Source organism: Streptomyces sp. NPDC004752, from assembly GCF_053601275.1.
Genome location: NZ_JBSGBN010000080.1, coordinates 21,470 through 44,188, shown reverse-complemented (window position 1 = coordinate 44,188; position 22,719 = coordinate 21,470). Strand labels below are relative to the sequence as shown.

At 69.4% G+C, this 22,719-nt stretch carries 19 protein-coding genes and 2 pseudogenes; 8 read left to right on the top strand and 13 right to left on the bottom strand.

The genetic code is table 11. From position 1 onward, the window contains the following. Window positions 1-88 precede the first annotated feature (88 nt). From ACWEKM_RS29135 to ACWEKM_RS29110, 6 genes and pseudogenes are all read right to left on the bottom strand, one after another. Window positions 89-1,246: a dihydrodipicolinate synthase family protein gene (locus tag ACWEKM_RS29135; RefSeq protein WP_451624229.1), complete on the bottom strand. Its 1,158-nt coding sequence runs from the start codon at window positions 1,244-1,246 to the stop codon at window positions 89-91. Window positions 1,247-1,272: 26 nt separating this feature from the next. Further along, window positions 1,273-2,427 (bottom strand): Gfo/Idh/MocA family protein, encoded by a 1,155-nt coding sequence (locus ACWEKM_RS29130; protein WP_451624228.1) that lies wholly within the window; start codon window positions 2,425-2,427, stop codon window positions 1,273-1,275. Between the two features lie 526 nt (window positions 2,428-2,953). Further along, window positions 2,954-3,511: a TetR/AcrR family transcriptional regulator gene (locus ACWEKM_RS29125; protein ID WP_451624227.1), complete on the bottom strand. Its 558-nt coding sequence runs from the start codon at window positions 3,509-3,511 to the stop codon at window positions 2,954-2,956. Between the two features lie 5 nt (window positions 3,512-3,516). Then, complete coding sequence (locus ACWEKM_RS29120; RefSeq protein ID WP_451624226.1) at window positions 3,517-3,879, bottom strand: DUF1304 domain-containing protein; 363 nt, start codon at window positions 3,877-3,879, stop codon at window positions 3,517-3,519. A gap of 295 nt (window positions 3,880-4,174) precedes the next feature. Continuing rightward, window positions 4,175-4,339: pseudogene (locus tag ACWEKM_RS29115) on the bottom strand (salicylate synthase); the annotation flags it as partial. Between the two features lie 311 nt (window positions 4,340-4,650). Beyond that, entirely contained in the window at window positions 4,651-5,835 is a 1,185-nt protein-coding gene (locus tag ACWEKM_RS29110; protein WP_451624225.1) for a PucR family transcriptional regulator, read from the bottom strand. 96 nt (window positions 5,836-5,931) lie between these two features. Here ACWEKM_RS29110 and ACWEKM_RS29105 point away from each other — a divergent pair, with 96 nt between their 5' ends. The 4 genes from ACWEKM_RS29105 to ACWEKM_RS29090 all read left to right on the top strand — a co-directional run bounded on the left by ACWEKM_RS29105 (window position 5,932) and on the right by ACWEKM_RS29090 (window position 11,309). Continuing rightward, window positions 5,932-7,077 (top strand): M24 family metallopeptidase, encoded by a 1,146-nt coding sequence (locus ACWEKM_RS29105; protein WP_451624224.1) that lies wholly within the window; start codon window positions 5,932-5,934, stop codon window positions 7,075-7,077. Window positions 7,078-7,220: 143 nt separating this feature from the next. Continuing rightward, the gene (locus ACWEKM_RS29100; protein WP_451624223.1) at window positions 7,221-8,321 is read left to right on the top strand and encodes a threonine synthase; all 1,101 of its coding nucleotides are present in this window, start codon (window positions 7,221-7,223) and stop codon (window positions 8,319-8,321) included. 47 nt (window positions 8,322-8,368) lie between these two features. Continuing rightward, window positions 8,369-9,637, top strand: a complete 1,269-nt coding sequence (locus tag ACWEKM_RS29095) for an MFS transporter (RefSeq protein WP_451624222.1) — start codon at window positions 8,369-8,371, stop codon at window positions 9,635-9,637. Between the two features lie 118 nt (window positions 9,638-9,755). Further along, on the top strand, window positions 9,756-11,309 hold the full coding sequence (locus ACWEKM_RS29090; protein ID WP_451624221.1) for an amidohydrolase: 1,554 nt from the start codon (window positions 9,756-9,758) through the stop codon (window positions 11,307-11,309). Between the two features lie 164 nt (window positions 11,310-11,473). Here ACWEKM_RS29090 and ACWEKM_RS29085 read toward each other — a convergent pair whose 3' ends face one another. Continuing rightward, window positions 11,474-11,944 carry a MarR family winged helix-turn-helix transcriptional regulator gene (locus ACWEKM_RS29085; protein ID WP_451624220.1) on the bottom strand — a complete coding sequence of 157 codons (471 nt, stop codon included), beginning with the start codon at window positions 11,942-11,944 and terminating at the stop codon, window positions 11,474-11,476. A 97-nt stretch (window positions 11,945-12,041) separates the two neighbouring features. Between ACWEKM_RS29085 and ACWEKM_RS29080 the strand changes: the two are divergent. The 4 genes and pseudogenes from ACWEKM_RS29080 to ACWEKM_RS29065 form a co-directional block, all read left to right on the top strand. Beyond that, window positions 12,042-12,173 (top strand): annotated as a pseudogene (locus ACWEKM_RS29080) (daunorubicin/doxorubicin resistance ABC transporter ATP-binding protein DrrA); the annotation flags it as partial. 22 nt (window positions 12,174-12,195) lie between these two features. Then, window positions 12,196-12,381 (top strand): hypothetical protein, encoded by a 186-nt coding sequence (locus ACWEKM_RS29075; protein WP_451624231.1) that lies wholly within the window; start codon window positions 12,196-12,198, stop codon window positions 12,379-12,381. A gap of 250 nt (window positions 12,382-12,631) precedes the next feature. Continuing rightward, complete coding sequence (locus tag ACWEKM_RS29070) at window positions 12,632-13,351, top strand: DUF4386 domain-containing protein (protein WP_451624219.1); 720 nt, start codon at window positions 12,632-12,634, stop codon at window positions 13,349-13,351. A gap of 173 nt (window positions 13,352-13,524) precedes the next feature. Beyond that, the gene (locus ACWEKM_RS29065) at window positions 13,525-14,283 is read left to right on the top strand and encodes an SDR family NAD(P)-dependent oxidoreductase (protein WP_451624218.1); all 759 of its coding nucleotides are present in this window, start codon (window positions 13,525-13,527) and stop codon (window positions 14,281-14,283) included. 89 nt (window positions 14,284-14,372) lie between these two features. Here the strand turns inward: ACWEKM_RS29065 and ACWEKM_RS29060 are convergent, their stop codons facing one another. From ACWEKM_RS29060 to phnL, 6 genes are all read right to left on the bottom strand, one after another. Continuing rightward, on the bottom strand, window positions 14,373-15,518 hold the full coding sequence (locus tag ACWEKM_RS29060; RefSeq protein ID WP_451624217.1) for an ABC transporter substrate-binding protein: 1,146 nt from the start codon (window positions 15,516-15,518) through the stop codon (window positions 14,373-14,375). 389 nt (window positions 15,519-15,907) lie between these two features. After that, entirely contained in the window at window positions 15,908-18,640 is a 2,733-nt protein-coding gene (locus tag ACWEKM_RS29055) for a SpoIIE family protein phosphatase (RefSeq protein WP_451624216.1), read from the bottom strand. A gap of 267 nt (window positions 18,641-18,907) precedes the next feature. Further along, entirely contained in the window at window positions 18,908-20,119 is a 1,212-nt protein-coding gene (gene phnN / locus ACWEKM_RS29050) for a phosphonate metabolism protein/1,5-bisphosphokinase (PRPP-forming) PhnN (protein ID WP_451624215.1), read from the bottom strand. Next, entirely contained in the window at window positions 20,116-21,291 is a 1,176-nt protein-coding gene (locus tag ACWEKM_RS29045; protein WP_451624214.1) for an alpha-D-ribose 1-methylphosphonate 5-triphosphate diphosphatase, read from the bottom strand. The genes phnN and ACWEKM_RS29045 overlap by 4 nt, the downstream gene beginning before the upstream one ends. Then, the gene (locus ACWEKM_RS29040) at window positions 21,288-22,001 is read right to left on the bottom strand and encodes a DUF1045 domain-containing protein (protein ID WP_451624213.1); all 714 of its coding nucleotides are present in this window, start codon (window positions 21,999-22,001) and stop codon (window positions 21,288-21,290) included. Before ACWEKM_RS29040 ends, ACWEKM_RS29045 begins: the two co-directional genes overlap by 4 nt. Then, window positions 21,998-22,717 carry a phosphonate C-P lyase system protein PhnL gene (gene phnL / locus ACWEKM_RS29035; RefSeq protein WP_451624230.1) on the bottom strand — a complete coding sequence of 240 codons (720 nt, stop codon included), beginning with the start codon at window positions 22,715-22,717 and terminating at the stop codon, window positions 21,998-22,000. Before phnL ends, ACWEKM_RS29040 begins: the two co-directional genes overlap by 4 nt. Window positions 22,718-22,719: the final 2 nt, after the last annotated feature.

Genomic DNA, 22,719 nt, shown 5'->3' with positions numbered 1-22,719 from the left:
GCTACGACCCCGCCATTCACGAAGCCAACGGGAAGACCAACACATCCGCCGAGGTGCCCTTGGCGGCATAGAGGTTGACTCAGGAAACTCATGCGTCGGCCCCCTTCTCCGTCAGGAAGGCGCGCATCCGTGCCACGGCTTGGTCAGGGTCGAAAAACACCCCGGCGTCGCAGGCGAGGCGGAACAGTTGGGCCAGGTGCTCGGTGCTGCGGCTGTCCTGTTCCCCGCCCACCATGGTGAAGTGGTCTTGGTGGCCTGCGAGGTGGGCGAGGAAGACCACGCCGGTCTTGTAGTACCGGGTGGGTGCGGTGAAGAGGTGCCGTGCCAGCGGCACGGTGGGGTCCAGGACGGCCTTGTAGGCGTTGATGTCGCCGCGGTCGAGGGCTTCCAGGGCAGCGGATGCGTGGGCGGCGATCGGGTCGAACACACCGAGCAGTGCGTGGCTGAAGCCGACATCATCCCCGAGGATCAGATCGGGGTAGTTGAAGTCGTCCCCCGTGTACATCCGGATGCCCTTGGGCAGAGCCCTGCGCAGTGCGATCTCCCGGTCGGCGTTCAGGAGCGAGATCTTTATCCCGTCAACCTTGTGCGCGTAGTCCTTGATGATCTGCAGGACGTGGTGAGCTGCCTGGTCGAGGTCGGCCGACCCCCAGTAGCCCTCCAACTGCGGGTCGAAGGCGGTGCCGAGCCAGTGCAGGATCACGGGCTGCTCGGTCTGGGCGAGGAGCCGGCCGTAGACCTCGGCGTAGTCCTCGGGACCGGTGGCGGCTTTCACCAGCGCCCGGCTCGCCATCAGGATCACCTGGGCGCCGGCTGCCTCGACCACCGTGATCTGTTCCTCGTAGGCGCCCAGGACGTCTTCGAGCGTGGGCTCGGCGATGGTGAGGTGGTCGGTGCCCGCACCGCAGGCGAGCCGTCCGCCGACCGAACGGGCTTCGCCGCCGGAGCGGGTGATCAGTTCGCGTGCGGCGGGCCAGTCCAGGCCCATGCCGCGCTGGGCGGTGTCCATCGCATCGGCTACGCCCAGGCCGAGCGACCACAGATGATGGCGGAAGGAGAGGGTGGTGTCCCAGTCCACCGCCGAGGGTGCGCCCGGGCGCTGATCGGCTGCCGGGTCGGCGACCACGTGCGCGGCTGCATAGACGGTGCGGCTGCGCGCCGGAGCGTTGGAGCGGGGCAGGGCCGGGGGCTCGGGGACCTGGTAGCGCACAGGACCGCCGGGCAGCGGCAGCAGGATGTCAGGCATGTGTGTGCCTCGCAGGATCGGGGCGGTCAGACGGTGAGCTCGGAAACCTCGACACGGCGGCCCTCACGGGCCGAGAGCAGGCCGAGCTCGGCAAGTTGCACACCCTTGGCGCCCGCCAGCAGGTCGTAGGGGAAGGGACTATCGGCGACGACGTGGGACAGGAACTGCTCCCACTGCGCCTTGAAGCCGTTGTCGAACTCGGTGTTGTCGGGGACGGTTTGCCACTGACCACGGAACGACTCACGCACGGGCAGGTCCGGGTTCCATACCGGCTTGGGGGTAGCGGCGCGGTGCTGGATGCGGCAGTTGCGCAGCCCTGCGACCGCGCTGGCTTCGGTGCCGTCGACCTGGAATTCGACCAGTTCGTCGCGGTCCACGCGGACCGCCCAGGAGGAGTTGATCTGCGCAATGATGCCGCCCTCCATCTCGAAGATGCCGTAGGCGGCGTCATCGGCCGTGGCAGCGTACGGACGGCCCTGCTCGTCCCGGCGCTCGGGGATGTGGGTGGCGGTGTGGGCGTAGACCGAGCGGATGGGCACACCCATGGTCTGCTCCAGCACGTACCGCCAGTGCGGGAACATGTCCAGGACCATGCCGCCGCCGTCCTCGGCCCGATAGTTCCAGGACGGGCGCTGGGCCTCCTGCCAATCCCCCTCGAACACCCAGTAGCCGAACTCACCGCGCACCGACAGGATGCGGCCGAAGAAGCCACCTTCGACCAGGCGCTTGAGCTTGATCAGTCCTGGCAGGAACAGCTTGTCCTGCACCACGCCGTTCTTGACACCCGCTTCTCGTGCCAGCCGGGCCAGCTCCAGAGCACCTTCGAGGGACTCGGCGGTGGGCTTTTCGATGTAGATGTGCTTGCCGGCAGCCACCGCGGCCTTGACGGCCTTCTCGCGGGCCTGTGTGACCTGGGCATCGAAGTAGATCTCGTTGGCGGGGTCGGACAGGGCCTCATCGAGGTCGGTCGTCCACCGTTCCAGGCCGTGACGATCCGCAAGAGCCCGGATCTTGGCCTCACTGCGGCCGACCAGAACCGGCTCCGGCCACACCACCGTTCCGTCCGGCAGGGCAAGCCCGCCCTGCTCACGGATCGCCAGCACGGAACGGACCAGATGCTGGCGGTAGCCCATCCGTCCGGTGACGCCGTTCATGATGATGCCAATGGACCTGCGGGTCATCTGCATCCCCTTTTCGTGTGAGAGTCCGGCTGCAGGGAAAGCGCTTTCCACACATACCCGCGCGACCGGATGGAAAGCGCTTTCTAGCGCGGTACGTTACGAGCATGCCGAAACCCACGTCAAGAGCCGTCGGCTCCCGCCCCTTTGGCCCGGTGACCCTCCAGCAGGTCGCAGAGAAGGTCGGCGTCTTAGCCTTAGAACTTAGTGGTCGGCTCCGGAAGTCCTTCGGGGGTTGATCATGCTGCCAGTGCGGGGAGGATTCTTCCTGGTGATCGATGGTGTGCCGGTCGAGCCCGGCCAGCAGATCTTCCAGGGGCGACCAGGTTCATGAACGGAGTGATGCTGGCCCGTGGCTCGGTGCGGCCGAGCACTCTGGCCTGGTCGACGTTGCAGGCGGCCAGGTGGGCCACGGCTCCGCCGTGGCTGTGGGTGTGGTTCATGCGCGTCGCTCTCGCCTGGCCGGGGGCGAGGGTGAGGTGGCAGCGGCAGCGGCAGCGGGAAACCGTTGTTGGGGCAGAGCGGCTGGTCAGGACAGCGGGGTGCGGTGCAGGTGGACGAGCAGGCGCCAGATCCATTGCGTGATCTGGGCGGGAGTGGCCTCGATGAGGCCATGGAGCCAGTCGGCAAGGACCCCGACGAAAGTCGCGGCCACGGCGGAGGCGAACAGGTCCGGCGCCGGCGCACCGGCCAGGGTGCGCTCGGTGTGGCTGCGGGTACGCAGATCTCGGTGGAGTACGTGGCCGAGGGGGCCGCTGCCGCCCGGACTCAGCAGTTCCCGGTAGGGCCCGGCCTGTGAATCGAGGCTCTCGAAGAAGGCCAGCAGGGCGGGCGGAGGCAGCCCGGGATCGGGTGTGCCGCGCCAGGCGTGCAGAGCGTCGACAGCTTCGCGGACGATATCGGCGCAGGCGTCGACGGCGAGTGCCTCCAGATCGCCGTAGTGGAGGTAGAACGTTGCGCGGCCGACTCCCGCCCGGCGTACCACAGCGGTGACGCTGACCTCCGCCAGCGGACCGTGAGTGCACTCTTCCAGCAGCGCCCGGCGCAGTTTGGCCTGGGTCCGTGCCGTGCGGGGATCTGCCGGCACGGCGGTCACCGGGCGAGCAGGACGGCGATGAGCGCCAGAGCCCCGGGCGCGGCCTGGGCCACGAGGATCCGCCGGTTGGTGGTGAGTCCGCCGTACAGCCCGGCGATGAGCACGCAGGCGAGGAAGAAGACCTGCACCCGGAACCCGGTCGGATTCTCCGCGATCAGACCCCAGACCAGCCCGGCAGCCAGGAAACCGTTGTAGAGGCCCTGGTTCGCGGCAAGCCGGGCGGTGGCACTAGCCATGGCCGCATCGAAGCCGGACAGCTTGCGGCCCGGCCTCCTCTCCCACAGGAACATCTCCAGAACCAGGAAGTAGGCGTGCAACGCGCCCACCAGCCCCACCAGCACGTTCGCGGTCGTCTCCATCGAGGCATCCCACTCTCAGGCATCATGGACAGCCGCCCACTATACATGGACAACTGTCCATGATGTCGAAGAGGCCAAGCGCCACCACCCCGTCCGCTCCAGCGAACGCGGAGGCCCGCCCACCCGCTCGGCGCCCGCCCCGCCGTCAAGCCCCGAAGGACTTCCGAAGCTGACCACTTAGTGGCGTGCCCGGATCAGGTCGAGCTTGAGGAGATGGTCGAAGCGTGGTGCGGTCCAGGCCGACCGGCCCGGGCCGTGGTGCGGTCCGGGCCGGTCAGGACCTCGGGGGTGTCGGGCCGCCTTCCGTCTCGTAGACCATGTACTGGTCGGCGAGTCGCGCCTGGGCGAGGCGGGTGGCGGTGGCCGCCGGGTCGTGGCAGGGCTCCCGGGTGCTCGCGCACGTGAGCGGGGGGACGGACCTCGCCCATGCCTCCCAGGTGTTCCGGGATCCGGTGCTCATCGTGTCGTGCCTTCTCTCTGCCGCTGGGTCCGGTTGATCGCGGGTGCCGGGTGAGGGGTCACGACGGTGCCGCCGCCAGTCGCCAGCCGTGGGCGCGGGCCCGTCGCTCCCAGAAGGAGGCGTACGTGCCGCCGGCCGCGACGAGTTCGCCGTGTTCTCTGCGCAGTGCGGTACCGGCGGGAGCATCGTTTGTGCACCCGACGCAGCAAGACCGCGCACCAGCCAGAAGTGCTCGAAGGCGGTCGCCGCTCATGTAGCCGTCGTGCAAGTAGAGGCGTGCACGACGTGGCCGTCGGCGCGTCGGACGCTGATCAGTTGTTCAGATCCATGGCGCGGACAGCCAGGAGCACATCGAGCAGGCCGTTGACGTCCCCGAGGTCGCGGTTGAGGAGACGCTCGATCGTACGCAGCCGCTGTGGCACCGTGTTCTGGTGCACGTACAGCTCACGGGCGGCGGCGCGGGCGGACAGGCCGTTACGCAGGTACGCACGGAGGGTGGCGAGCAGCTCTGGTCGGTCGCGGATGGGGGCGAGCAAGTCGGTGAGCACGTCGGTGACCTCGTCCCCACCGCGCAGCAGCAGCACCTCGGGGGCGACGTCCTCGAAGCGGACCACCCGGTCGCTCCAGCCGAGCCGGATGCCGACCTCCGTGGCGAGGCGGGCCCGCCTGCACACCGCCGTGATGCCCGCGAGCGCGTCTGTGCTCGTGGTCGTGCCGAGCAGCACCGAACCCGGCCGGTGTGGATCGTCGATCGCCGCATGCAATCGCGCGTGCAGTGCTGCCGGATCGGTGTCGGGCAGCGGGCACAGCAGCAGCTGCTGATCGTCGACGCGACCCACCAGGATCCGGCCGTCCGTCGCGCCGGAAATCGCGGCGAGCAGGTGGCGTTCCAGCCGCAGGTGCACGGCCGGGTCGGTGGTGGGCACCGTCATGACGACGGCGGTGTGTGTCTGGAAGGCGCGGCTGCCGACGGCCCGTGCCCTGCGTTCCACGTCGTCGGGCTCGGAGAGCCGGCCGCCCACCAGCTGGGCGACCAGGTCGGTGGCCAGCTGGTCGTAGTGCACGGTGACCTCGGCCTGGGTACGCCGGTACTCCTCAATGGCATGGCGTGAGATTTCACCCATCACCTTGCTGATCCGCTGGATCGCGGAACTCAGTTCCTCGGGGGCGAGCCGGTCGGCGTACGCCACCAGGCGCTCGACCCAGATGCGCTCGCCGGTCATCCACGAGTGCATGACAGATTCGATGGGCACGCCCTGCAGCGCGCGGTTGGCGCCGATCTCCCGGGCCGCCTCGAGTGCGGCGGCCTCGACCGGTCCGTCCGCGGTGAGCGCGGCGAATTCTGCGCGCCTGAACACGGCCGCCCAGCGGGAGATCTCGTCCCGCTGCAGGTGCGCTTCGTCGTAGCCGACGGTGCCCCACACGCGGTCGTAGGTCTCCTCGGAGGCCCGGTCGGCCACCGAGACGAGTTCCTTGACGACTTGTGCGAATGACACATCGGCATCCTGCCAGACGGTGGGTGCCTTCCCATAGGAACGGGCGGTCGCGGTGGCCAAAAATGAGGCACTCCCGAAGTTCACCGAGAGGTCGACATGCCTATACCTGTAGATCCCCATGCCGGTCCCGAGCTGACCGCGGCGCGCGCCGACCGGCTGCGCGCGGCCCTGGACGACGCCGGTTTCGACGCTCTGCTCGTCACCCGGGCGGAGTCGGTGTTGTACGCCACCGGTCACCGCAGCCTGGGCGCCTCGCTTGCCGCGGTGGTGACGGCGGAGCGGACTCTGCTCGTTGTGCCCATGGCGGAGGTGGGCGAGGTGACGCACGACGGGTGGGCAGCGGACGATGTGATCGGCTTTGGCCGCTTCTACCAGGAGGGCGTGGGAGCCCGGGACGGCGGCGACCACCCCGACCTGGCCGCCGCGCTCGGTGCCGCGCTCTCAACGGTGCGGGCCGGTCGGCTCGCCGTCGAGCATGCCGGGCTCACCGATGCGCACCGTGCCGTGCTGCCGGCCGATGTGGTGCCCGCCGACGACTGGCTGCTCGGTGTGCGGGCGGTGAAGCTGCCGGCGGAGCAGGCGCTGCTGCGTCGGGCCGCCGAGCTGGCCGAGGCCGGCATCGAGGCGGCGCTCAAGGCTGCGGCGGTCGGCGTGACCGAACGCGAACTCGCGGCCGCGGTCGCGCAGGCGATGGCTGTCGGCGGTGGCGAGCCGCGGTTCATCGTGGCGACCGCGGGCGAGCGCACGGCGCTCGTAGACACGTTTCCCACCGATCGGCCCTGTCGGCCGGGGGACCTGCTCAGGTTTGATGTCGGCTGCGTCTACCACGGGTACTGGTCGGACATCGCGCGCACCGCCGTCATCGGTGAGCCGACCGACCGGCAGCAGCGTTACTACGATGCGCTCCTCGCCGGCGTCCGTGCCGAGTTCGAGGCCGCCCGGCCGGGGGCGGTGGCTCACGACGTGTTCGCCGAAGCCGTGCGCACCGTGGAGGAAGGCGGCGGGCCTCGCCGGTACCGCAGGCACCACGTCGGCCACACGATCGGACTGGATGTGTACGAGCAGCCGGTGGTGGCGCCGGACGACGCGACGGTGCTGCGCGAGGGCATGGTGTTCTGCCTTGAGACGCCCTACTACGAGCTCGGCTGGGGCGGCATGATGGTCGAGGACACCGGTGCGGTGACCGCCCAGGGGTTCGAGCTGTTCACGAGCATCGACAGGTCGCTGCGGGTGATCGCATGAGCATCCGCTACCTTGCCCGGTTGCGCTGCGTGCGCTGCGACCGGCCCTACGCCGAGAGCGCGGCGTTCAGCAGGTGCACGGTGTGCGCGGACGAGGGCGTATCGGTCTCGCTGCGGCCCGACTACGCCATCGAGCCCGGCCCCTTGGAGCCGGTCGCCGGGGCGAGGGGCGCGGCCGCGTGGCGTCAGGCGTTGCCCGTGCCCGGGTCCGCACCGTTCGTCTCCCTCGGGGAGGGAGATACGCCGCTGCTGCCGCTCGATCGGCTCGGCGCCGACCTCGGCGTCGGTCGTCTGCTGTTGAAGGACGAGTCGCGCAACCCGACCTGGTCGTGGAAGGACCGGTTGGCCGTCACCGGCATCAGTAGGGCGGCTGCGGACGGCGCTGAGACCGTCGTCGTCGCGACCACGGGCAACCACGGTGCTGCCGTCGCCGCGCACGCCGCGGCCGCCGGCCTGCGCTGCGTCGCGCTGACCCTCACCGAGGTGCCGGTGACGATGCTGACGCTGATGCAGGTGTACGGCGCGGAGGTGGTGGCGTACGAGCACGGGCCGGACCGGTGGCGGGTCATGGCGGAAGCGGTACATGCCCATGGCTGGGTGCCGATGTCCGGCCACTGGGACCCGCCGATCGGCTCGAACCCGTTCGGCGTCGACGGCTACAAGGTGATTGCGTTCGAGTTGTGGCGCGACCTGGGCGCGGTTCCGGACGTGGTCGTGGCGCCCGCCGCGTATGCGGATGGCCTCGCCGGCATGTACCGCGGGTTCGCCGACCTGGTGGCGCTGGGCTGCGCCGACAGGTTTCCGCGGATCGTCGCAGCGGAGGTGTTCGGGCCTTACAGTCATGCTCTCGCGCATGGCGTCGACCAGGTGGGTCCGGTGTCGGCGGGCGCGTCGAAGGCGTTCTCGATCTCCGGCTCCTTCGGCACGTTCCAAGGACTCGACGCGATCAGACGTACGGCGGGCACCGCGGTAGCGGTCGGCGACGATCAGGAAATCATGACCATGCAAGCACGATTCGCCAGTACCGAAGGGCTGTATCAGGAGGCGGCCGGCATCACGCCACTCGCCGCGGTGGCGCGGCTGGTCACCGAGGGGAAGGTCGGTCGCGGTGACACCGTCGTCGTGGTCGGCACGTCCACCGGCCTGAAGGATCCCGGCTCGACGGCGGAACGGCTGCCGAAGCCGCCCGTGCTCGAGCCCACGTTGACCGCGCTCGACGCGGCACTGTCGGGGGTGGCGCGATGAGGAAGCCGGGCGACCGGAAGTCGCTGCGTACCGTGCTCGCCGCGAGCATGGTCGGCAGCACGCTGGAGTGGTACGACTACTTTGTCTTCGGGACCGCGGCCGCGCTGGTGTTCCCGAAGGTGTTCTTCCCCGACTCAGATCCCGTCGTTGGCCTGCTCAGCTCGTTCGCAACATTCGCGGCGGGGTTCGTGGCACGGCCGGTGGGCGCGATTGTCGCCGGCCACTTCGGTGACCGCGGCGGCAGACGCAACGTACTGCTCGCCACGCTGCTCATCATGGGTGTGGCGACATTCGCCATCGGTCTGCTGCCGACCTACTCCCAAGTGGGGTACGCAGCACCGGCGTTGCTTGTGCTGCTGCGCGTGGTGCAGGGTCTGGCGCTCGGCGGCGAATGGGGTGGGTCGGTACTGCTCGCCGTGGAGCAGCTGTCCGATGGCCGGCGAAAAGGGTTCCTCGGCAGTTTCCCTCAGACAGGCGACACCATCGGCGCGATGTTGTCCTCGGGCGTGTTCGCCGTGATGACCACGACGCTCAGCAACTCCGCGTTCTTGAGCTGGGGTTGGCGGGTGCCGTTCCTGCTGAGTGCCGCCATCGTCGCGGTTGGCCTGTGGTTGCGGCTCCTGCTGGAGGAAACCCCGGAGTTCGTCAAGCAGATGGAGGAGTCCGCACCGGAGCGTGCACCGCTGCTCACGGTGCTACGGACGATGCCGGGCAACTTCCTGCTCTCGATGGGCTGTCGGTTCGGCGTCGACATCGGCTTCTACGTCTTCTCCGTCTTCTTGCTCACCTATGCGACGAGTCAAGGTCTGTTCAGCTCCGGCCAGATCCTGATCGCCAGTACGGTGATCTCCGCGCTCAGCGTGGTGCCGACGGTGCTGTCGGGTTCCTTGGCCGATCGGTTCGGCTCACGCCTTGTGTCGGTGTGCGGTCTGGTGATACTCGGCGTGATGGCGTTCGCGTTCTTTCCGATGCTCAATACGGGCAACACCGCTCTGCTTTGGCTGGCGCTGGTGCTCGTAAGTGCCGGCTCTACGGCGGCATGGGCCCCCTACGCGGGCCTGCTCGCGGACGTGTTCCCGGTGCGGGTCAGGTTCACGGGCACGTCGTTCAGCTTCCAGTTCGCCGGCATCTTGGGCGGCGGCGTCGCTCCGTACGTGGCCACGGCTCTGTTCCAGCACTTCGGCTCGACCTTGTCCGTGTCGCTGTACGAGGCAGCGGCCGTAGTAGTCAGCATCGTCTGCCTGCTGGCCGTGAGGCAGCACAGCGAGAAGTCCTCGTCGCCCATGGGCACCACCCAGGTGACCGAATCCGTCTGAAGAAGTCGGGGACTGGAAACAGCGCATCAGCGACCGCGCCAGTCCCCGACTCCGCTGAGCGCACTGCCTTTCGTAATGACCTGTTCGTTGGCAGGACTCCGAAGCGAGGTGTTTCCCTGTGCGTGTTTTCCGCAATGCCAGGATCTATACAGGTGACCGCAGCAAGCCGTTGGTCGAAGCGCTCGCGGTGGACGGCGAGAGGATCGTCGCAACCGGCAGCGCGGCGGAAGTACGGCAGGTCACAGGCCCGCACGCCGAGTTCGTGGAGCTTGACGGGGCAGCTGTCCTACCCGGCTTCTACGACGGTCACATTCACACCGCGCTGTATGCGCGCGGACTGAGTGAGGTGGATCTCCGGGAAGCCCGTTCCCTGGAAGAGGCGCTGCGGAAGATCGCAGCGTATGCCGAGCGACTACAGCCGGGCGTGTGGCTGTTCGGCAGTGGGTGGAACAGCAATGTCTGGCAGCGGCCGGTGCAGCCGGACCGGCTCGCGCTCGACTCGGTGTGTCCCGACCGGCCGGCCGCGCTCCCGAGCGTGGACGGGCACACCATATGGGCCAACTCGATGGCCCTGCGGCTGATCGGTATCGACCGCGAGGCCCCAGACCCAGTGGGCGGACAGATCGTCAGGGACCATCATGGCGAGCCGACCGGAATCCTGCGGGAAACCGCCACCTATCCGCTGCGCGATCTGATGACCGCAGACGATCTACGGCCCAAGCTGCGTGCTGCCCAGGAGGAACTGCTGGGACTCGGACTGACCAGCATCCACGACATCGACGGTGAGGAGTGCCGTGCGGCGTTTCTCGACATGCATAAGGCGGGAGAGCTGAAACTGCGGGTGCACAAGGCCATCCCGGTCACGCATCTGGAGAAGGCGATCACTGAAGGACGCTTCACCGGTCAGGGCGACACCTGGTTCCGTACCGGCCCGGTGAAACTGTTCAGCGATGGCGCGTTGGGAGCGCACACATGCCACATGCACGAGCCGTTCGCCGGGGACGCGGCCAATGTGGGCATCGCTGTGACCCCGTACGAGGATCTCGTCGAACTCGTCCGCACAGCCAACGGTGCCGGCATCGCGGTCGCCACGCATGCCATCGGTGACCGAGCGAACCGCCTGGTCGTCGATGCCTACGAAGCAGCCGGCAGGTCGGGGTATCTACGCAACCGGATCGAGCATGCACAACACCTACGGCACGAGGACATCGTCCGCATGGCGGGGCTCGGCATCATCGCCTCGATGCAGCCGGTTCACTGCACCAGTGACATGGATCTGGTCGACTCGCTGCTGGCGGAGCAAGACCTGTCCTCCTACGCCTGGCGGGCCATGCTCGACGCGGGTGTTCCCCTGGCCTTCGGTTCCGACGCTCCCATAGAGCACCCGAACCCCTTCGCCGCGCTGCATGCCGCCGTAACACGTACGAGGCCGGACGGCACGCCGTCCGGCGGATGGCAGCCGGAACAGCGGCTCAGCGTCGCCGAGGCGATCACCGCACACACCCTCGGTCCGGCCCACGCGGCGGGCGAGGAGCAGACCAAGGGCGTCCTCGCCCTCGGCCGGCTGGCCGACCTCATCGCCGTCGACACCGACCCCTACGTCGATGTCCTCCCGACTACAAGGGTTCTCACCACTGTCGTCGGCGGCGAAGTACGCTGGCAACGGTCCTGAACACGGACGGGTCACGGGCACTCACCTCGTCACCGCAGCGGGATCGAGCATCGGTGCTGCGGTGGCGAAGCGCAGCCGCCGCATAGAGGCATTGGCCATGTTCATGGTCTTCGGCTGGACGCCCGCCGCCTGAGCGGCTGCTGCTGAGCCGAGTGCTTGACGTTCTACTTTCCTTCCGCGAGGCCCGCCCACGGCGGGGTACCCTCCGTGGGGGCGCCGACGTTGGCCGCGAGCCGGGCGAGGAGCTGGGACAGCGCGTCGGTCTCCTCCGCGCTCAGGCCGGCGTTCAGCCGGGCGGTGAACTCCATGGCGGCCTGGCGCAGTCGCGTGAACACCTGGCGCCCCTCCTCGGTCACCTCGACCACATGCACCCTCCGGTTCTCCGGATCGCGCCGCCTGGTGATCAGGCCGCGCTTCTCCATCGCGTTGAGGTGGTGCGTCAGCGTGGCTCCGGTGACCCCGACCGCCTCGGCGAGCGCTCGCTGGTGGGGCGTCTGCCTGATCGTGAGGTTCAGCAGGATCAGCCAGACCGGCAGCGATCCGCCGGCCTTGTCGAGCGCCTCGTCGAATGCACGACTGACGACGCGGGCCGTCTGGCTGAGCTGAAGACCTATCGGGGCCTGGAAGTTCCACACGGGCACAGCCTAGCAGGGAGCCGCTTGACATCTAATGATTAGATCTCTAAGCATTAGATGTCACGGAAGCAAGAGAACGACGGAACAGGAGCGGGCCATGGATGCGATGGCCATCGAAGCGGACACACTCGTCAGGACATACGGCCAGGTCAAAGCGCTGGACGGGCTGACACTGCGAGCTGTCCCGGGCACCGTGCTCGGCCTGCTGGGCCCGAACGGCTCGGGCCAACGCCTTCGTTCCCCTGCACACCATGCCGGGCTGGCTCCAGGCAATCGGCGCCCACCAGCCGGTCACCGCGCTCGTCAACGCGGAACGCGCCCTGGTCCTGGGCAACCGCGCCGCTCACGACGTGTGGACCTCCCTCGCCTGGAGCGGAGGGATCATGATCGCTTTCATGGCCTTCGCCGCCCGCCGGTACGCCCGCATGGGCCGATGACGCACGGCGCGACCGCCGAACGGGCCGACCGCGAGACCCGCGCGCCACGGCGCCGGTCGTCGGCCGTCCGAGCCGTCCGAGCCGTCCGAGGCACCTGCTCTGCGCCCGGCTTCCCGACCGTCCCGGGCCACCCCGGCCATGCGACGTCGAACGCGGCGGCCATGACCGCACCCACCCGCTCGCGCGGCGGCGGCCCGACGCCGTCGGGGCGAACAGCACGAGTTTGTATATGAGTTACCCAGGAGGAACCATGACCATCGCCCCCGCCCCCCAGCGCTCGGAGGCCCGTACCAGCCGCCCGCAGTCCGGGCCGCCCCTACTCGTCCCCGTCCTCGCCTTCGCCGCCCTGACCGTGGCCTACGTCGCCGTGAACAGCTCCACCCCGCACCCCGACGCCTCGGGCACCGCGGTCCTGCACTACGCCCAGAGCCACGCGACCACCATCGAGGTCGGAGCCCTGCTGCTCTTCAGCTCCGCAGTGGCCCTTGCCCTGTGCGCCGCGATCCTCTACCGGCGACTGCGGGCGCTCGGCGTCACCGCACCCGGGCCGGCGATCACCCTCGTCGGAGGCGTCCTGGCCGCCTGCTCCACCACCCTGTCAGCGATGTTCACCTGGACCGGCGGCCGCCTGTCCGCCGACGCCTCCCCCACGCTCGCCCGCGCGCTCGCAGACCTGTCCTTCATCTCGGGCGGCCCCGGCTACGTGGTCATGTACGCCCTGTTCGCCGCCGGTATCTCCGTGACCGGACTGATGGCCGGCCTGCTGCCGCGAGCCGTCACCCGGACCGGACTGGCCCTGGCCGTCGTCGGGATGGTCGCCGAGCTGACCTTCCTGTCCGCCGGCTTCTCCTACCTGCTCCCCGTCGTCCGCTTCGGCGGCACCCTGTGGCTGGTCTTCGTCGCTGCCCTGCTGCCCCGCACCCGCCCCCGGACCAACCCCACGGGCAACAACCAGCCCGTCACGCCCTGACCCAGCCGACGGCGCCTTCCACACTGCCCTCGCCCTGACCGGCGGTCCCGGACAAAAGCCGGTCGGCATCCTTCTGAGCCTGCATACCCCGCCGATGCCGTCGGCCGCACCGTCCTGATCAGCCACCCCACTCGACACCTACCAGCACGACACCAGCCAGGAGAACCACCCCCATGAACACTCTTCAGAACCGCGTCGCCCTCGTCACCGGCAGCTCCCGGGGCATCGGAGCCGGCATCGCCGAACTCTTCGCCGCCGAGGGCGCACGCGTCGTCCTCCACGGTCGTGACATCGACGCGCTCGAATCCGTCCGCGCGAAGATCGCCGCCGCAGGCGGTGACGTCCTGGCCCTGACCGCCGACCTCACCCGCTTCGACGAGATCGAGGCGCTGCGCACCCGCGTCGAGGCCGAGTTCGGCCCCGTCGACATCCTCGTGACGAACGCCGGCGGCAACCCGGTGCGGCCCGGACCGATCGAGGAGATCAGCGAGGAGGGCTGGCACGCCAGCATCGACGCCAACCTGACCAGCACCTTCCTGACGGTCAAGAGCTTCCTGCCCGGTATGAAGGAGCGCGGCCACGGCAGCATCGTCACCCTCTCCTCCGCGGCGGCCCGCCGACCCACGCTCCAGTCCCCCTTCGCCTACGTCGCGGCCAAGGCCGGAGTCGAACTCCTCACCAAGGGCCTCGCCGTCCAAGCCGGCCCACACGGCATCCGGGTCAACTGCATCGCACCCGAAACGATCATGACGGAGCGCAACGAGCGCCAGATCCCCGCCGCGATCCGGCGCGCACTGGTGGAGTCCCATCCCGTCCGTCGCCTCGGCACCCCCGAGGACGTCGCTCAGGCCGCGCTGTTCCTCGCCGCGGACTCAGCCTCCTGGATCAGCGGCGTGGTCCTCGACGTCGCCGGCGGATCCGTCCTCGTCTGAAACCCGCCTGGACCGTCGACACGGCCGGGGCACCTGAACCTGTTCGCGGGCGCCGCACGCACCCAGGCCCCGCGCAACGGTTTGAGGTGTCACCCCGAAACGGCCTTCGCCCAGCCCCGGGCGATCGTTTCCCCCGCTATCGCCAGCTGCGCGTCCGTGGGGAACTGCGGTGTGCCCTCGACTATCGGCAGCCTTGCCGCGGCGGTCTTGTCGAGGGTGCCGTCCTTCTCCATGGCATCCTGCAGCACCGGGCGTGCGTAGCCGTCGAGCCGGATGTTCTGGCCCTCGGGGCTGAAAATCCATTCCATCCACAGGCGTGCGGCCGCCGGGTGCGGGGCGTCCTTGTTGACCGTGGCCGCGTAGTACTGGGCGAAGCTGCCGTCGAAGGGGATGGAGACGTGCCATGCCACGCCCTTGCTGCGGAGCGTTTCGGTGTAGCCGAGGTTGACGTAGTCCCAGCTGATGCTGATCGGCGTCTGACCGTTCTCGATCGTGGCCACGGTGATGGGCATGACGGGGTCGAAGTTGCCCTTCTTCTTGAGCCTGGCGAAGAAGTCGAGCCCGGGCTGGATGTAGTCGAACGATCCCTTGTTCGCGAGGGCCGCCGCGTACACGGCGGCTTGGCCGGAACCACTCGTGGTGGGGTCGCCGGCGAGCGCGACCTTGCCCTTGTACTGGGGTTTCAGCAGATCGGCGAAGGTCTGGGGACACCTGTTGACACGTTTGGCGTCGCAGCCGATGGAGATGTAGCCGCCGAAGTTGTTGGCCCAGCGGGCCTGGGGGTCCTTCTGGTAGTTCGGGATCGCGTCGTACGCGGCGACCCTGTACGGAGCGAGCAGGTTCTGTCGGGCTGCCGCCCGCGCGAACGTGTCCCCGAGGTCGATCACGTCGGGGGCGTTGGCCTGGCCTCTGCGGCTCCGCACGGCGTCGATCATGTCCTGGCTCAGGGCCTGCGGGTTTTCGTCCGTGACCTTGATCCCGTACTTCTTCTCGAAGCCGTCGAGCAGGGCGCCGCCGTTGGCCCAGTCGCGCACGATCCCCATCGTGTTGAACCTGCCCTCGTGCTTCGCCGCGGCGATCAGTGCCTTCATGCCGCCCGCGTTCTCGGCGGAGGTGGCCACCGACGGCTTCTCGGGTGTGGCAGAAGGACTGTTGTCGCAGGAACCCAGGACCAGGGCAGCCGCGACGGCAAGGCAACCGGGGACGACCATTGCTCGGACACGGGGTGCAGTCACGAACGTTCCCAGGAAGGGGCGAGGGACAGGGCAGGAACAGAAACAGGGATACGTTGCCAATCCGCAATCAGCAAAGAACACCTCTCGCTGCGGGCTTCGTCCGTGTGTCCCGACGCGGGGCGTCCTTGGCTTACGGCGTCGACGCAGCAGATACATCAACCATCAAGCCCAGACTAACTCGATCATCTCCCGGGCGAGGGTACCGGCCAAGCTGGCGCCTGGGACCGGGGGCCCTACCCGGTGCGGCGCGGGCACCTGACAAGGCGGGAAGTTGTGGCTCGGTTCTGTGCGGCGCCCCGCTCAGGACGGCTGCGGCCGGGTGGTGCGAGTGAGGCGTTCGCACGGCCGCCTTTGCGTTCGCACGGCCACCGTTGCGGCCATGGCGCCCCTCACAGCTTCGTGTCGTCCCAGGCGTCGAGGATGATCTCGCCGAGGTCCTCGCCGGCCGGGACAGCGCCGTCATGGAGGGCCTGCTCGGTCCAGATGATCTTTCCTGTGGGTGTATAGCGAGTGCCCCAGCGGTGGGCGAACTGGGCTACCAGGAACAGTCCGCGGCCGCCCTCGTCGGTGGTCTTTGCCCGGCGCAGGCGGGGGGAGGTGTTGCTGCCGTCGGAGACCTCGCAGATCAGGGTGCGGTCGTGCAGCAGCCGGACGGTGATGGGTTCGGTGCCGTAGCGGATGGCGTTGGTGATCAGTTCGCTGAGGATCAGCTCGGTGGTGAAGGCGGTCTGCTCCAGGCCCCAGTCCGCCAGCCGGCCGACGCAGGCGGTGCGGACCGGGGCCACCGCCGCCGGGTCGCGGGACACCTCCCACTCGGCGACCTGGGCGGGGTCCAGCCGGTGGGTGCGGGCCACCAGCAGAGCGGTGTCGTCGCTGGGCCGGGCCAGCAGCAGTGCTTCGATCACTGTGGCGCAGGTGGCCTCGGGGGTGCGGTCGGGCCCGGTCAGGGCGGCGCGCAGCACCTCCAGGCCGGTGTCCAGGTCGCGGGTGCGGTCCTCGACGAGACCGTCGGTGTAGAGGACCAGCCGGGAGCCTTCGGACAGGGTGAGTTCGGCGCTCTCGAAGGGCTGGCCGGCGCCCAGGCCCAGCGGTGGGGAGATGGGCAGCTCGGGGAAGGCCACGGTCCCGTCGGGGTGGACCACCGCCGGCCCCAGATGGCCTGCGGTGGCGGCAGCCACCCGTCCGGAGACGGGATCGTAGATGGCGTACAGGCAGGTGGCCCCGGTGATCCCCAGCCCGTCCTCCTCGGCGGCCTCGTCGGTGTCGATGCGGGTCACCAGCTCGTCCAGATGGCCCAGCAGCTCGTCCGGAGGCAGGTCGAGGGCGGAGAAGGTGTGCACGGCGGTGCGCAGCCGGCCCATGGTGGCCGCGGCGTGCAGGCCGTGGCCGACGACATCACCGACCACCAGGGCGACCCGGGTGCCGGGCAGCGGGATGACGTCGAACCAGTCCCCGCCCACCCCGGCCATGGCGGGCAGGTAGCGGTAGGCCACCTCGAGGGCGGACTGCTCGGGCAGGTCGCGGGGCAGCAGGCTGCGCTGCAGCGTGACGGCCATGGTGTGTTCCCGGGTGTAACGGCGGGCATTGTCGATGGCCACCGCAGCCCGGGCGGCCAGCTCCTCGGCGAAGGACACATCCTCCTGTTCGAACGGCGCGGAGGTGGCCGCCCGCCAGAAGTCGGCCACACCCAGCACCACACCGCGGGCCCGCAGCGGCACGACGAGCAGGGAGTGTACGCCGTGGGCGAGGATCCGCCGCGCCCGTTCGGGGTCCTGGTCGCGCCAGCCGTCAACGGCGCTCAGGTCCTTCACCAGGACCGATCGGCCTTCATCCAGTCCCGCGGAGACGGGGTGGGCGGCGATGAACCGGATCAGCTCGCCGACCGGGTAGAGAGGATGGTCCTGGTCCAGGCCCGCGAGCGCGACCCGGCGCATTTCGGTGCTCGCCTCGGGCGGCTCCTCGCCATGCAGGACCGGGTCCAGCAGCTCGACGGTGACGATGTCAGCGAACTGGGGGACCGCTACCTGCGCCAGTTCCTCGGCGGTGCGCGTCACATCCAGCGTGCTCCCGATCCGCACCCCGGCGTCGTAGAGCAGACTCAGCCGTTCGCGTGCTCGCTCGGCCCTGCCGGACAGTGCCCGCAGCTCGGTGGTGTCCCGCATCGTCACCACACTGCTGGCAAGGCCATAGGGGGTGGTGGGCCGCTTGTTGACCGCGAGAAGACGGTCGGCCGCCAGGTGGACCTCGTCGGTGGCCGCGCGCTCGGAGGCCAGCAGGCCGGCGAGGTCCTCCTCCAGACCCAGAACGGTGACGTGGCGCCCTTCCGCGTCCGCCGGCAGTTCCAGCAGCCGCCGGGCCTCATCGTTGGCCAGCAGCAGTCGGCCGTCACCCCCCATGATCAGTACGCCCTCCCGCACCGCATGCAGGACCGCGTCGTGGTGCTCGTACATCCGCGTCATCTCGGCCGGGCCCAGGCCATGTGTCTGCCGCCGCAACCGCTGGCTCACCAGCCCGGTCCCGCCCGCGGCGAGGGCAAGAACCCCAGCCGCGCTCCCGAACAGCACCGGCAGTTGCCGGTTCACCACGTCGTGCACCTCCCGGACCCTGACCGCGGAGGAGACGATGGCGACCACCGAGCCGTCAGCGTTCTTGACGGGGACCGCCGAGATCACGGACAGCCCCAGGGACCCTTCGAAAGTCCTCGTGAAGGCCGTGCCGCCCGCCGCTTCCGCGTAGGGGCCGATGACACGTTTCCCGACCTGACTCGGGTCGCTGTGGGCGAGGATGATCCCGTCCAGCCCGTACACGATGAGGGCGTCGACGTCGGCAGCCGTTCGGGCGGCCTCGGCGCGCGGTTGCAGCGCCGCCGTCGGGTCGGTGGTCCCCAGGGCCGTCTGGACCCCGGGAGAGTTTGCGAACATCTGGGCGGCGACAAGCGTCCGGCGCTGGGCCTCGGACATGCTTTCGTGCCGAGCCTGCACCACGAGGAGCACCAGCGCGGCGGTGACGAGCACCATCACGACCGCCAGCACCAGAAGAAACATCTGTCCAGCGAGGCTGCGCACACTCAGCAGGGAGCGCAGGGACAACCTGCGCCGGCCCTGACCTGAAACCTCGCGCATGACACATTTCTACACGAATAGCCGTTTCATGCCGCCTCCGGGCCGTGGATCACCGACCGCAGCGGGGCCGGGCCGGACCGTACTGCGGTGGCGGCGGATCGACCTCGAAGAGGATCGGAACAGCGACCGTCGACGGTCGGAGCGGCCCGAATCCCAAGGAGGGCGCTCCGACCGTCGTGCGGCTTCCGTCACCAGAGATCTGACCAGTAGAGATCTGACCATGCTGTTCGCCGACCATCGGCGTCGCTGAGCCGACTACGCCGAGGATCAGGGCTCATAGCGGTCAAGCAGTTCGACAGCGTTCAGCGTGCGGAAGTCGTCGAGCCGCTCGCGGAGCGTGGCATGGTCCCAGTCCCACCAGGCGAGCCGCTCCAGCCGCTCCGCGATCTCGGGCGGCTGCCGGAACCGGATGACCCGCGCCGGCACACCTGCGACGATCGCGTACGGCGGGACGTCCTTCGTGACGATGGCGCCCGACGCGATCACCGCCCCGTTCCCGACGACGACGTCCGGCTTGACCTGCGCCCCGTGCCCGATCCACGTGTCGTGCCCGATCGTCGTCCGGCGGGAGCGCCGCTTCGCGAACCACTCCGCGTCGTCCTCGGCGTCGGGCCAGTACTTCGCGGAGCGGTACATGAAGTGGTGCAGGCTCGCCCGGTCGAGCGGGTGGTCGGTCGCGCCGATCCGCACGAAGCTCGCGATGTTCGAGAACTTCCCGACGGTCGTGTTCGCAAGGTCGCAGTACCGGTCGCAGTAGCTGTAGTCACCCAGCTCGACATCGGCGAGCCGAGAGCCCTCCCCGACCTCCGTGTACCGGCCGAGTGTGCCGGCGACGACGGTCGAGCCCTCGTGCACGATCCCTGCCGCCGGCAGCGCGCCCGGTCCGATGACCGATTCGGAGACGGCGTCCGGCGCGGAGGTGCGGCGCGGCGTTGTCCGGATGGCGCGCAGCAGTGCGGCGGCGCCGTCCGCGATGGTTCCGTCGTTGCGGATCTCCGCGTCCACCGTGTAGTCCGGGGCGGGGTCGGGGCGGTGCAGCCGTCGGGTGATGTCGTCAGCGTCCTCCCGGCCCCTGGTCCGCAGTCGGCTCGCCCGGACCGCTTCGGAGGTCGTGACGCGGACGACGACGAGGTGTTCGTAGCGTGCCGCCAGTTCGTCGAGCACGGATCGGGACACGTTCGCGACGACGGAGCGTCCGTCCCTGATGTCGTCGTCGATCGCGATCGGGATCCCGTACCGCAGGCCGTGTGCGTTCCACTCGATCGCGAAGTGGCCCGCCTCGGAGGCGATCCGGAATTCTTGCGCGGTCGCCGGGAGGTGGTTCTCGCCGGGGCCGGGTGCACGTGTGATGTGCCGCTGTGGCAGGGAAACGTCCGGACCCGCATGGCGTCGGGTCTCCGCGATGAGCGCGTCCTTGCCGACGCCGCTCGCACCGACGACCGCGACGAACCTGCCCGGGCCGATTTTCTGCGTGGTCATGCGACGCGCACGCCCTGCCGGTACACGGAGCGGACGATCGGCACGCTCAGCCCCGCCGGGTGTTCCGGGGTGCCGGGCAGCGCGTGCGTGCGGACACGGACCAGGTCACCGCGCTTGCCGAGAGTGATGTCGCCCCGGTCGTCCAGACCGACGGCCTTGGCGGGATGGGAGCTGATCAGCTTGACGGCGTCCTCAAGACGCACCGTGCCGTCGGCGACGAGCTGGAACACGGCCTGCAACGGGCTGGAGGGCACATAGTCGGACGAGAGGACATGGAGCAGTCCTCGTTCGAGGAGCGCCGACGCGGCGACATTCCCGGACTGGCTGCCGCCGCGCACGATGTTCGGCGCGCCCATGACGACGGACAGGCCGTGGGCGACGGCGGACTCGGCGGCCACGATCGTGGTGGGGAACTCGGCGATGCGCACTCCGAGTCCGACGGACTCCTTCACGTGCTCGGTCGTCGCGTCGTCGTGCGCCGCAAGGGCAATGCCGCGCCGGCGCGCCGCCTCAGCGACGGCGTGGCGGTTCCGGTCGGCGTGCAGGCGCCCCTCGCGCACGAGTTCGTCGACGTACGCGTCGACGTTGCTCTCGGACACGAGCCCCTTGCCGATGTAGTACTTCTTGAACGCGGCGAGGTCGTAGAACTGGCGCTGGCCGGGGGTGTGGTCCATCAGCGACGCCAGGAGCACGCGCGGGTGGTCCGCGAACTCCTCGAACCGGTCCAGGCAGTCCTCGGCGGACACCTCGCATCGGAGGTGGATCGAGTGGTCGGCCCGGAACGCTCCGGCCGCTGCCGCGGTCGTGATCGCGTCCGTCAGTCGCCGGGCCGACCGGGCCGCCGTCTCGCGGTTGCTCGGCTCCGACCCGAGCCGGACCGCGTCGAGAACAGTGGTGGCGCCGGCGGCCGTCAGCTGAGCGTCGTGCGCGAGCACGGCGGGCAGCGCATCCCAGTACACGCCGGGCCGGGGACGCATGTGGTACTCGACGTGGTCGGTGTGCAGTTCGACGATGCCGGGCAGCAGGTAGTCGCCGTCGAGGTCCTCACCTGCCGCCACGATGCCGGTGCCGATGTCGGCGATCCGGCCGTCCCGGACGACCACCGAGCCGACGATGACCTCATCGCCGAGCACCACGCGGGCATTGGTCAGAACGAGTTCGTCATGGGTCATCGGGAACCTTCCAGCGGGTGCAGTGAGTGGATGCGGAACGGGGCGCCGGGCTCGGATTCCACGAAGAGGGCGAGCGCGGCGAGGGTGACGTTCCGGTCGAGGCAGTCACGAAACCAGTGCCGCAGCGTCTGCTCGACCTGGTCCAGCCGGTCGTCCGGCACACGATCGGTGAGGGTGAGGTGGAACCTGAACTCGTCGAGCACGTAGGGGTATCCGAGTTCGGTGAGCAGGGTGCGCTGGCGTTCCGTGAGCGTGTGTGGTTTTCGCCGCGCGAGCTCCTCGGGTGTCGCCGGCGCCCGGAACTGATCCAGTTCCGTCACGACGGACGCGGCGAGCGCGTGCAGGGCCGGCGCGTCCTCGCCAGGGGTGAGCGCGTAGAACCGGCCGATTCGGCTGATCGTGAGCCGCGGAATCGTGACCCGCGCGGTCGATGCGGCCAGTTGTGCGGTGGCGGTGGCGACGTCGTCGACGGTGTGTCCGGGGGCGAGTCGGAAGGGTGCTTTGAGGGTGCCGTGGAAGCCGTACCGGCGCGCGTCGTGAGTGATCCGGTCGACGGCTGTCCGTGTCCACCCGTCCGGCACGCCCTGGGGGGTGGCGCGGCCGGTGAGGCTGCGCCCGAGCCAGGATTCCGCGCGCTCGCACAGGAGCGTTTCTGTGGCGTCGGTGCTTCCCATGCCTGGTACGGCGTAGATCGCGTAGCGGTGACTCACACCGCCGCCTTGCTCATCGGGGTGAAGTCCTCGACCGGCACGACGCTGTCCGCGACGGCTTCGCGGACCTCCGCGTCGTGGAAGATCCCGAGCATCGCGGTGCCCGCTTCGATCTTCTCGGCGATCAACTCCACGACCACACGGCGGTTGTGGGCGTCGAGGGAGGCGGTGGGCTCGTCCAGGAGCAGCATCGGCAGGTCGGCGATGAAGCCGTGCGCGATGTTCACCCGCTGCTGCTCGCCGCCGGAGAACGTCGCCGGTGGAAGCCCCCACAGGCGGTCCGGAATGCCGAGGCGGGACAACAGTTCGGCGGCGCGCTCGTTCGCCTCCTTGGCGTCGACGCCCCGCTCGACGAGCGGTTCGGCGACGACTTCGAGGGCGGGCACACGGGGCACACAGCGCAGGAACTGGCTGACGTACCCCATGGCCTGGCGACGGGCGGCGAGGATCTCCCTGGGGTTCGCGGTCGCGATGTCGACGTCGATGTTCCCGGCGCGAAGGCGGATGCTGCCGCGATCAACGGCGTAGTTGCCGTACACCATCTTCAGGATCGAGCTCTTGCCGGCGCCCGACGCGCCGCCGAGGACGACACACTCCCCGGCGTGCACATCGAAGTCGAGCCCGCGCAGCACGGCGAGTCGCTGCCCGCCCTGAAGGTGCATGGTGAAGGTCTTGTCCAGGCCGGAGACGGCGAGGGTCGGCTGGTCGGTGGTCATGG

Bases quoted from the DNA above. Each gene is read 5' to 3' on its own strand.
- ACWEKM_RS29095 (WP_451624222.1), top strand. From the start codon at position 8,369: ATGGTCGGCAGCACGCTGGAGTGGTACGACTACTTTGTCTTCGGGACC.
- ACWEKM_RS29130 (WP_451624228.1), bottom strand. From the start codon at position 2,427: ATGACCCGCAGGTCCATTGGCATCATCATGAACGGCGTCACCGGACGG.
- ACWEKM_RS29075 (WP_451624231.1), top strand. From the start codon at position 12,196: ATGCCGGGCTGGCTCCAGGCAATCGGCGCCCACCAGCCGGTCACCGCG.
- phnN (WP_451624215.1), bottom strand. From the start codon at position 20,119: ATGACCACGCAGAAAATCGGCCCGGGCAGGTTCGTCGCGGTCGTCGGT.
- phnL (WP_451624230.1), bottom strand. From the start codon at position 22,717: ATGACCACCGACCAGCCGACCCTCGCCGTCTCCGGCCTGGACAAGACC.
- ACWEKM_RS29105 (WP_451624224.1), top strand. From the start codon at position 5,932: ATGCCTATACCTGTAGATCCCCATGCCGGTCCCGAGCTGACCGCGGCG.
- ACWEKM_RS29055 (WP_451624216.1), bottom strand. From the start codon at position 18,640: ATGCGCGAGGTTTCAGGTCAGGGCCGGCGCAGGTTGTCCCTGCGCTCC.
- ACWEKM_RS29065 (WP_451624218.1), top strand. From the start codon at position 13,525: ATGAACACTCTTCAGAACCGCGTCGCCCTCGTCACCGGCAGCTCCCGG.
- ACWEKM_RS29120 (WP_451624226.1), bottom strand. From the start codon at position 3,879: ATGGAGACGACCGCGAACGTGCTGGTGGGGCTGGTGGGCGCGTTGCAC.
- ACWEKM_RS29045 (WP_451624214.1), bottom strand. From the start codon at position 21,291: ATGACCCATGACGAACTCGTTCTGACCAATGCCCGCGTGGTGCTCGGC.
- ACWEKM_RS29135 (WP_451624229.1), bottom strand. From the start codon at position 1,246: ATGCCTGACATCCTGCTGCCGCTGCCCGGCGGTCCTGTGCGCTACCAG.
- ACWEKM_RS29070 (WP_451624219.1), top strand. From the start codon at position 12,632: ATGACCATCGCCCCCGCCCCCCAGCGCTCGGAGGCCCGTACCAGCCGC.